Source organism: Actimicrobium sp. CCI2.3 (assembly GCF_035019065.1).
Classification (GTDB): Bacteria; Pseudomonadota; Gammaproteobacteria; order Burkholderiales; family Burkholderiaceae_D; genus Actimicrobium.
On sequence record NZ_JASJWR010000022.1, the window covers coordinates 84,171 to 90,690 of the forward strand.

The following is a 6,520-nucleotide window of genomic DNA, read 5'->3' on the forward strand; positions in this document are numbered from 1 at the left end:
GATGGGATAAGAACCCTAAATTTATTATTTAATATACCTGATTATTTATTAGTTAATTTTGTATAAAATAAATTCTAAAATATATGTTCTATTGTCAGCATTTGCATTACTGTCATAAGGTAGTAGTGCAACTCTCGTCAATGCCCACTTGCTGTCATATTCACCGACTGCAAAATTCAAGGCTTCCGGAATAACATAGGTTTGTGTGACTGCATTGGTATTGTATTCAATACAGCTGAAGTAATCATCACTGCTAATAAGAAGAGTCCCGTTATTGTTTTTATTTGCCGAAACTTTAGTGCAATAAGTATCTTGATAAAAATCATTCTGATTAATAGTGCCTTGCTTAATTCCCACAAGGGAAGGGATGCCCCACCCTGAAGTTGCAAAATCGTAACTGCCATTCAACAAGAAAAAGGGTCCCGTTGCGCCTGGCGTAACTGTAACACTCGCCTTCATAGATTGGCTTGGATCTATGCCTTTCGCTAGAGGCAGTTTCCATTTGCCTACGTCATCACAAATAACAAATGCTTTCTGCGAAGCTGGAGCTGCTGGAAGTCTTGAATCTCTTGAAATATCTGAAACCGCAATTGATTCTTTCGTAGGGTCACAGGTATCATTAACTTTCTTGCCACTGAGTTGGATCTTTTGGGCTTGAAATTCTTGAATATTTTTCAGGTTTTGACTATTAAAGTCCCAAGGCCCCTCAGGCGGTGCGCCGCCATCGCGGCGGGTAAATTTCTGAAAACCAGAGCTGCCATAACCGCCCCGCACCCCCAATATGCCAGCCTGGCCTGTAGCGCCAGATACCCGCACCGGGTTGGGTATATTGACAAAATTGTTATTGACAATCGTATCCAGCGCCCCCGGCCTAGCTCGCCCCACGAGATCAAGCGCAGCGTTGGTGACCAAAGGGATGGACATGCCCGCATCGTTGGGTAGCACGCGCAAGGCCTCGCCCAAAATGTTATACAGCTGGTTGTCCACATTGGCGTAAGGGCGGGTATTGAACACTACCGAGCGCAAGTCGCGCCGCAATGTTGGATCTGGGCACAGTGTCAAAGTGGTGGTGGGAGGGAACGTGTTGGTGCAAATCACCTCGATTCTGATGCCAAAAGTGTGTGGGGCCGCTCCTGAAGGTGTCGTCACAACGACAGTACTATCGGGCTGCAACAAGGGCCCCGCCTGGCCTTGCTGCAAGTAGCCGAGATTGACCAAATCCGCTATGGTGGGCTGTAGCGCATTAATAATCGTAATGGGGGTAGAGGTAGCCCCGAAAGTTTTCTGGCATAAGGTAGAAGGGGGGAGCACGAGCGGGAGACCGCCCACAAGCCAAGAAGAGTAGCCGCAACTTACGTCCGTATTCACCAAGTCTACCCAATGGTCCACCATGTAGGTGCCCACCGCGTTGTTCACCGTCTTGTACTGTTCGGCCAGAGCGTGCGCGGTGTCGTCCTGCAGCTGCCGCTTGTAGTAGGCGATGCCAGAGACGACCATCATGCCAGCAATAACAACGGCAATAGCCAACTCTGCCAGCACAAAGCCGCGCTCGCGGACATTTACACGGGCTTTTTTAATGTCAGGTGAAGCACGATGAGAAAGCATATTTTTTAACCACATATCCTGCCCCACTTTCTGTTTTAACCACCCCAATGCCGCTTCATCGGCCGCGAGTGCTTTGCGCCCTGATGCCGTTTTGCAGCTCAAACGCGGTGGTGAAAAACCCCGCCATCATGAACAGCAACGCCATGCCGCACAGCGCCAGTAAAATCGCGTTCAAGAGCCCGGCGGACTTTTCCATGGACTTTGAGGTTCTCGCAATGGCACTGTTACCTATCTTGACAAACGACTCCACCGGATTGGACCGCTCAGAGGCATCTTCAATGCGGTCTTCAATGGCGGTGGACAGTATTCCTGTTTGAAAGGCAGTACCAAAGGCGACAGAGTCCACTGTGGCCAGTCGACGCAAAATCTGGCGCAGGTGCCAACGCATCCAGGGCGATGCAAACTTGATGGCGCGCTCTAACGCGGCCCGAATGGAAATATTGGCCCGCATCATGGCGGCGAGGGCCACCACCAGCAAAGCACCGTTGTAGTCCCGGTACATTGAAAAAGGCAAAAACTTGTCCAGCCGACGCCGCATCGGGCTGGTCCAGTTGGGCAGCGCCCAAATGAACAGCATCACCAGGCCAATGGCACCCAGCAAAATAAAAATACCAAAGTTGCGGATCACCTTGGACACAAAATACAAACCACGCCCCATCAGCGGCCACTTGTCCGGATGCATCAACTGCTCGAGCACGGGCACAGCAAATAAAGAAAACGCGGTGATCATGGCACTGAATAGAACCACCAAAATCAAAGGATAAGTAATCGCCTTGCGAACCGTGGCAAGCATGGCATCGGTATCCTCTACCACGCTCGACAAGTGTCTGAGACCGTCGGCCAGCACCTTGTCGTTGCCGGTTTGAATGGCGTCCAGAATAATGCGTTCTACCGGGGTACCAATGCCTTGCATGGCCCCCGCCAGCGAGCCCTCCCGCACGTTGCGCAGCATCTCGAAATACAGCGGTGCCATGGCGGGGTCTCGCCTGCGGGCTCTGGATTCGTACTTTTTAATGGCGTTGAAAATCGGCACCTGGTCTTCAAGACTGATGGACAAGTCGAAGTAAAAGTCCGCACGCATGGCATGCATACGTCTGCGCGCATTCCACAATTGAAAGGATTTTAGGAGGTTGGCCATGTTGTTTACAAGTCAATGAGTGGCGGCCTCAGGTAATGGCCGAAATTTGCAAGGCGTCGCGGTACAAAGTGGGAGCCCCAAATGTGTACTCAAAATAAAATGGATCCACCCCTCCCCTGGAAATGTCATACAGAACATGCCCCCACACCTCTTTGCCGATCATGTCGGGCACATCGAAGCCAGACACACGCTGCTGCGCCCAATACCGTTTGGCACCGAAGTCATCGCCCTTGAGCAACAACTGCAGCATGCGCTCGTCAGGCAGCAGCACCTCGGCCGCCACTTTCACACCCTTCACGCCCACGCGGGTGGATTTGCTGTAGTCGATACCCGGAATTCGGCAGTGGTCGCAGCCCTGTTCGCTCGCCACATAAATCTGGCTGAGATCCAGACCAAAAAGGTCTTGGTAGGGTTGCAAGTCTGCCTGCGCCATGACCGATGTGGCAGGCAATTTGCAATAGGGGCAGTTCAAAGGCATCAGAACCTGGTACACCAGTGCCGATATGAAGCCAGGCGCACAAAGTGAGTCACGCGACAAACCAAGGGCTGAAGAACATAGCCGTCCGATAACGCCCACAGCGGACGTTGCATGCACGGTGGTGAGAATTTTGTGGCCGGTCTGGATGGCGGCCTCGGCCATGCTGGCGGAGACTCTGTCACGAATTTCTCCAAACATGCCGACATCCGGGTCCATGCGCAAAAAAGCCATCATGGCGGCCAAAAACGGATTGTTGACGTTCCCAGCCGCACTGCGCTGAATGGAGTAGTGCGACACTCCCTTGACAAGGTACTCAACCGGGTCTTCGATGGAGATGATTTTGCGCAACCCGCCTTGAATCAAACCCGACAGCAGTGTGTTCAGGGTGGTGGTTTTTCCGGAGCCCGTGACTCCCGTCACAAACACGCCGCCGGCGGAAGATGCCGTTGCCTTGTGAAACTCAATGACCTGCTGCGGCAGGTAGCCCAACTGATCGAGCGTCAACACCTTGTCGTCGCTTTTCACCTTCAAAATACGCAGCGTGGCGTCCAGTCCGCCGACCACGGCATGCGTCTGGTAGCGCAGGTTCACCTTGCGATCGCCCAGCGTCAAGGGAATCATGGCCGCCTGAGCCAGCATTTCATTGAACGCAACCTCTGAGCGTGAGTGCTCTTCGGCCTGCATGGTGTAGGCCGAAGCAACACCTTGTAAGGCCGCATGAGATGGCACCGTCATCACATCACGCATCACACCATCCAGGCGCACCCGGATGTCCGTCAGTTTTTCGCGTATTTCGATGTGAATGTCGCTGGCGTTCAAATCGAGGCCTACTTTAACGATGGTACGAAACCACTCCAGCCCATTGGACTCTTCCAGCAAACGCTCCATCACTTGATCATCATCGTGCTCGCCATTTGACCGAGTTTGGCTGCCCCCCGTTTGCGAGGAAACCCGCAGCATGTCCAGCACACCCGAGTCGGTGGTGTAGCTGCCCTTGTAGCTCAGGCCCAGCTTTTTGCTCCGCTCGATCAGCCGAAACCAAGGCGGGGTTTGCAATACCTCGGGCAAGCACAGCACGAAGAAATTTTCAGTGCCGCTGCGAAGTGCGCTCATTCGAGCCACATCCAACTCTGAAAGTGGAACTTGCGCCGACTCGCCATAAGTCAGCGCGCCTTCATTCTCAGGAACCTGCCTGATGTGCTGAATGTGGCCTAGGCTGCCGTTCGCACTGTCACGTGCCTTCATTTAGCGCCGGACGGACCAAATGAAGGTAGCCGTTGCCCCAGTGAATTAGATTGAAAGGCAGATGCCGTTGCAAGTTCCCCAAAAGGGATTGCACCCAAGGTCTGTTCCGGCGCGCCTGGTGCAGGGGCTGGCAAGCTATAGCGGCCATCACGGCCCACCCCCGTCCATTTCTGCCTGGTGTTGAGAACCACACCCTGCTCGGTGATTTGTAACACCGTCCAAAGCCGGCTGCGCAGCGGCAACTGGTCGCTGCGGACGCGATAAACTTTGCCCTCGAACCACAGTTCAGCGGTGTATTTTCCCATTGCGCCCGTCAGGCCTATCACTATGGGTTGTGTATTGTCTTGTGAGTCGGGTGCTGCGCCGCTGAACATGGCTCCTGCAAAAGGATTGTGCGCCGTGCCCACGCCGGGCATCAGGCTAAGCAATTCAGCCCGCCTTTTCGCTTCGAATTCCGCTTTGAGTGCGAGCTCGCGATTGTGCTTTGCCTCCGCAACAGCCTGGCCAAAGGTGGCATCCAGAGACGACGGGCTTGGCGACTGGGTCGTGGCAGACACGCTACCAGGCGATAAATCAGCTGCGGACTGCGTGGCCGATTGTGCCGCTACAGGGGCCGAATAAAAACCCATGGCCACAACCAAAGCGCAAAAATAGCGTGCGTCCAACTTGACACTACTTGCCTTTAGCATAATAGTCACCTTTAATTGACAACACCGAATCGGCAATGGAATGGATAGAACTTTGCTTGGCCAGCGATAATTCACGCAGCACCACGTAGCCAGGCAGGGTGATCATCTTCAAATCACCACCTGACAAAGGAAACGACAAAGAACCGGACTCGACGGGTTTTTTGAGCTGCTCCGCTACAGCGCCGGGCATCCCGAAAGTGATGGGGAGCGTCAGCCCGTAAGTAGTGCCGGTAGACTTGTCTTTGCTACCAAGTAATGAAATATCTTGGAGAAAGTCGCTCATTTCTTTCACTGCGTCGTTTGCCAGTGGCAACAGTTCACGGACAAGCACCGGGGTGGCCCTCGCACCTTTTAACGGGTGCGTCGTGGTCAATACCGGGGACAGCACCCAGTTGGCTTGCGTCGATACTTGCTTGGCCGATTCTGCGAACGGCTGAAGTGCTGCACCCGCCGGTAGGTTGGCGCTGAAGTCAGCAATTGAGCCGTGTTCGCGTGCCCAATTCACCCGGCAAGCCTGCTGGTCGCAAATAAATGACTCCATGCGCCAACCTTTGACCCAAATTGGAATCGGATCAATGGTGTCTTGCCAGCGACGCAGCATATTGATGCCAGGCTCGCCGGTGTTGTTCAAGGCAGGTTGAATAGCTTGCTCGTACAGTAAATTGGGGTCACTGGCCTGTTGTTGCCGCTGTAACTCCATCAAATGTTGCTCCTCCTCATAGGTCCTATAAGCCCAGTAGCCCAAACCCGCACACACGAACAGCACCAGCACGCCCAGCCACATGGCCTTCTTGTTGCGCAGGCGATGCACGTGCGCCTCGCTCACAGAAGTGGTAAACAGCGTGGGGCGAAGCGGCTTGGCACCGGGCAGATTAGCCATGTTGCTGAACAAGAGCGCATTCTGGCCAGCCTGCAGCAGATGAAATTCTTCAATCAAATCGGCGACTTGCGTGGGTGAGACGACCCTATCGAAGCCGGGCACGGGCATTTTGTCGATCAAGGCAACAACGCCACACTCTTGGGCTTGACCGTTGGCGCTGCTGAACTCCAGAACATAGAGTTCGCGTCCCCCCTGGGACACTGCATCGGCCAGATAGAGCGCCGCACTGCTAGCGCCGGACGGGTAGGTTTGCTGCGACAAACCGACCAAGTCTTGGGATGGTGCGAGCACATAGGAACGAGCCCCGGAACGGCGCTTGGCATCCAGAAATGGCTCCAGCAACGCTTCCAGCGGCTCCCATTCCAGACCGAACACCAGTGTTTGAGAGCCAAACTTCCCGTAATGGTGGTAAGCGCCTCACGAGCAACGTCTTGACCAATTTTGCTTCGTAGTAAATGCAGGATTTAGCGCGAAGCGGTGCCAAG

5 protein-coding genes are annotated in these 6,520 nt (G+C 53.9%); all 5 read right to left on the minus strand.

The genetic code is table 11. From position 1 onward, the window contains the following. Window positions 1-48 precede the first annotated feature (48 nt). From QN370_RS13405 to QN370_RS13425, 5 genes are read right to left on the minus strand one after another with little or no spacing between them, the layout of a single operon-like run. Window positions 49-1,707 carry a hypothetical protein gene (locus QN370_RS13405; RefSeq protein WP_322126898.1) on the minus strand — a complete coding sequence of 553 codons (1,659 nt, stop codon included), beginning with the start codon at window positions 1,705-1,707 and terminating at the stop codon, window positions 49-51. After that, a complete protein-coding gene (locus QN370_RS13410) occupies window positions 1,661-2,743 on the minus strand; it encodes a type II secretion system F family protein (RefSeq protein ID WP_322126897.1) in 1,083 nt (360 codons plus the stop codon). Before QN370_RS13410 ends, QN370_RS13405 begins: the two co-directional genes overlap by 47 nt. A 28-nt stretch (window positions 2,744-2,771) precedes the next feature. After that, window positions 2,772-4,466, minus strand: coding sequence for a GspE/PulE family protein (locus tag QN370_RS13415; RefSeq protein WP_322126896.1), 1,695 nt, complete (start codon window positions 4,464-4,466; stop codon window positions 2,772-2,774). Next, entirely contained in the window at window positions 4,463-5,131 is a 669-nt protein-coding gene (locus QN370_RS13420; RefSeq protein WP_322126895.1) for a hypothetical protein, read from the minus strand. The genes QN370_RS13415 and QN370_RS13420 overlap by 4 nt, the downstream gene beginning before the upstream one ends. A 7-nt stretch (window positions 5,132-5,138) precedes the next feature. Next, a complete protein-coding gene (locus tag QN370_RS13425) occupies window positions 5,139-6,410 on the minus strand; it encodes a type 4b pilus protein PilO2 (protein WP_322126894.1) in 1,272 nt (423 codons plus the stop codon). Window positions 6,411-6,520 lie beyond the last annotated feature (110 nt).